The 3,472-nt window shown below is 37.0% G+C and carries 5 protein-coding genes; all 5 read right to left on the reverse strand.

Features of this window, described 5'->3' with window-relative positions; genetic code table 11:
* The coding region (locus GSM_RS14010; protein ID WP_010077857.1) for a hypothetical protein at positions 1-478 on the reverse strand (478 nt) is incomplete at its 3' end.
* 1 nt (position 479) lies between these two features.
* Positions 480-728: a hypothetical protein gene (locus tag GSM_RS04730; RefSeq protein ID WP_003687932.1), complete on the reverse strand. Its 249-nt coding sequence runs from the start codon at positions 726-728 to the stop codon at positions 480-482.
* Positions 729-783: 55 nt separating this feature from the next.
* Entirely contained in the window at positions 784-1,011 is a 228-nt protein-coding gene (locus tag GSM_RS04735) for a hypothetical protein (protein ID WP_003687933.1), read from the reverse strand.
* 2 nt (positions 1,012-1,013) lie between these two features.
* Entirely contained in the window at positions 1,014-1,451 is a 438-nt protein-coding gene (locus tag GSM_RS04740) for a DUF1617 family protein (RefSeq protein ID WP_003687934.1), read from the reverse strand.
* The coding region (locus GSM_RS04745) for a gp58-like family protein (protein ID WP_010077858.1) at positions 1,452-3,472 on the reverse strand (2,021 nt) is incomplete at its 5' end.

A 3,472-nucleotide genomic window follows, 5' to 3' on the forward strand; every position in this document is an offset into this window, starting at 1 on the left:
AAGTTGTTGATGCTGTTCCAACTATATTCCCGTCTGCGTCCAGCACTGAACCAATTGAAGTAGTAGTCGTCTTAGCTTCTTCGACTGTATCTTCTGTGGCTGTGGTTGTATCAGCATTTACAGCCATTGCAATTGCCGTTTGCGTTTCAGTAATAGACTTAACTTGCTTTTGGAGTGCTGTAATAGTATCGGCAATAGTATCGGCCGTTTTAGCAATCTTAGTTGAATCAATGTTCTCACCAGCATCTTCAACCTCTTTATTACCCAGCATTTGACCAAAGAGAGATACCAAAATACCTATCAAAGTAATCACACCCAAAACCGAAGAACTGGTAACATCTACTTTTAATACGAGTTTTAGATACACTAGCCAACCAACAATTCCCAAGGTACCTAGCGACACCCAGAAATTTACCTTTTTAACGTTTGCCTTTAAAATTGTTAGAACCGCTTCTAAAACTGTTTTTAATTTTTCCATTCTATATTCCCCTTTCAATGAAGAACGCTATTATTCCCAAAATTGATACGATCAATGCTATCCCAATTCCGTATGTCCATTTCGACATAGTTTCGATAGCATGTTCATTTTCGATTGACTTAGCTAGTGCTTTGTCTGCTTTGTCATCTGCTTTAATCAGTAAATCTAGCTTACTGTCGATACGTTCTACTTTAGTGCTTAGTTCAAATAGGGTACGTGTTACATTTAGTTCATCTTTTTTCTCATCCATATATGCCCCCTTTTTTGCCAACCGCCCGCCCTATTTGCTGTAAAAAAATAAGCCCTTAGGCTGTTACTGCTGTGAGCTTAGCAAGCATTGACTTAGCTAATGTTTCAAAATCTGCTTTTGTCATGTCGTCAAGTGTTTTACCATCGGTTATATCATCTGCAGTAATTTGAATACTTGCACTAATTGAATTACTATCTTGTGAGCCCGATAAACCTACTGAGACACTTGATGTGTTGTTATCTGTTCCAAATTGATAAGCTAATCTATTTAATGTGATTGTCATAGTTATTTACCTTCCTTTTCGTAGTTTTCTTCAAGTTTGTCTAACAATAAGTCATAGATAACAGCGTCTGCATTACTCAGTTCATAATTGTAGTTGTCCAGAGCATCATACAGTGCTTTAATCTTTTCGTTATATTCAGTAAATTCAATACCTACCGTTTCTTCTGCTAAATCAGCGAGTTCCTTATCAAGCTCTTTACCCTTGGATGTGTCTTTCAACACATATTTGTTGTCCTTAACAATTTTTTCGCCTTTTTCGTCAACTTGAAAATAAGGGTCGCGAACAGTATCTCGTTCTTCGTTGTATTCCTTATTCTTGTCCTCAATTAACTTGATTAGCTTTGTACGTCCTCGACTGGCTTTCCCCTTTAACTTTGCTTGTGCTAAAAAGTTACCGATTGCTACCAATTCTCCATTTTCAAACTCGATTAATTTACTCATTTATGCTACTTCCTTTCCGAAATCTTCATCAATTTCCAAACGTGTATTTTCATATCCTAATCTCTTAGCTTTGACTTCATAACTAACTTCAAGATTTGGTACATTTGATTCAATAATAAAGTAGTCTTTACCTTGCTCAGATACCCATGCATAGCCATTTCCGTAAGAGCTAACAAATACGTGATAGTCGACATTTGTATTTACTGTTTCTAAGAATAAACTATCCATCATAACTTTAACCTTTGAACCTGAACCAGTGTTTACTTTTGCCATATCTCCGAAGTAATATTCAGCTGTTTCATAAGCATTGATTTTAGCCCAACCTTGTGAAGTTTGAACAATGGCGTTCTTAGTACCAGTTACAGAAAAGTTATTTGCAACAATCACTGGCTCATAGAACATCGCTTTTGCCCCTACAAAGTCAGTGTGTAAACTGCTACCGCTTCCAATAGTTATACCCGAACTATTTAATGTTATTGAATTACTATTTGTATTGTCTGTTAGAGTTATCCCATATAGTGAAGTCAAAAGAGTTGGTAGCTTAGTTGTATCATCAGCAAAAGATAGCGAAGCTAATTTGGTGCCGCTTCCTGTATTTGACGTTGAACCATAGGAAGTATAATATCCAATTCCTACATCGACTAATGAGAATTCCAGCGTATGATTATCTGAGCTAATCATTGCCATATTTGCCAATGAGCTCCCCACTATCACCCTATTACCAGCCACGCCTTTGACCTGCATAGTACCATTTTGAATCCAAGCTTCATTACCTAGTGAACTCGTCTGATGGAACGTAACGCCTGTGATTGTACCAGTACTAATATTATTCGCATTCAGATTAATAACATTAATCAAACTTGCATCAATCGTTCCTGCGGTCAATTTGCTTGCTGACAGATTAGCAATCATTGCATCTTTAATCACTGCATTATCAATCGTTGTCGTTCCCGTGATGTGAACTTTTGCGCCATCAATGAGAATACCCTCTGACGATACGTTTATCTGATTAATAACATCATTTTTCTGTACGCGTAGATTGATGTTATCAGTTAATTGGGATATCTGTGAATACATCTCAGTTGCAGGTACAGTTTTACCGACATATATATTTGTGAACCACCATTCACCAAAATTAGAAGTAGCATTTATCTGAGTCCATACAGTTGCCTGCACAATTCCAGATGGTATTACAAACTTAGCAGTTTTTGTTGTCTTGTCAGATGAGGCGAACATTATAGGCGCATTCCAAGTAATACTGCCATCACTTTTTACCAGTCTAAAACCCATTGACCAAGTATAAGTTGAATTGTCAGTCCACGCTGTTACTTTGAAGTAATACGTATCTCCAGGCACAACGGTGAATGTTCCTCCATAGAATGCATCTCTACCAGTCTGTCCCCCATAGTATTTAGTGCCAGGAAAGGTATTGCCCGTACTAACACCAGCGAGTCCAGTCCAACCATTAGCTGAGGCATTATCAAAATAAGGATTCAATACAATATTAGTTATGTCTCCGTTTGCAGTAACCTTGCTATTAATTAAATTATTCAGTTGAGTTACTTCTGTATTGTAATCAGAACTACTTACTTTTGCTTGAATTGCCGAATCAGTCTGTGTCTTGTATGATGTGAAATCTGAACTCTCTACCTTGCTAACTAACGCATTTGCAACTTGCGTTTGATAACTCGTAAAAGTATCATTATCTACTTTCTTTGACACAGTAACTCCCAATCCATCAACCGTAGCTGAAAGACTTGTCACAGCTGTAACTGTAGCATTATCTGCTGGGTTAGCATTCCAATCACTAGCAAACGCACCTTTTTCTAGTTTCAAACCATAAATATAAGCTTCTACCGTATTAGTTGTACCCCCAGTAGAGTCATAATCATTTCTAAGTAGAAATGTTTTAGAACCACTAATATTTGCCACTGTAGTAAAAGTTATTGTGTACAGCTTATAACTCGAAGTTAAATCTATTCTTGTTTTATTATCACCAGCTACTGAACCAACATTAGCAT

Source organism: Liquorilactobacillus mali KCTC 3596 = DSM 20444 (assembly GCF_000260415.1).
GTDB classification, from domain to species: Bacteria; Bacillota; Bacilli; order Lactobacillales; family Lactobacillaceae; genus Liquorilactobacillus; species Liquorilactobacillus mali.

Bases quoted from the DNA above. Each gene is read 5' to 3' on its own strand.
- GSM_RS04730 (WP_003687932.1), bottom strand. From the start codon at position 728: ATGGATGAGAAAAAAGATGAACTAAATGTAACACGTACCCTATTTGAA.
- GSM_RS04735 (WP_003687933.1), bottom strand. From the start codon at position 1,011: ATGACAATCACATTAAATAGATTAGCTTATCAATTTGGAACAGATAAC.
- GSM_RS04740 (WP_003687934.1), bottom strand. From the start codon at position 1,451: ATGAGTAAATTAATCGAGTTTGAAAATGGAGAATTGGTAGCAATCGGT.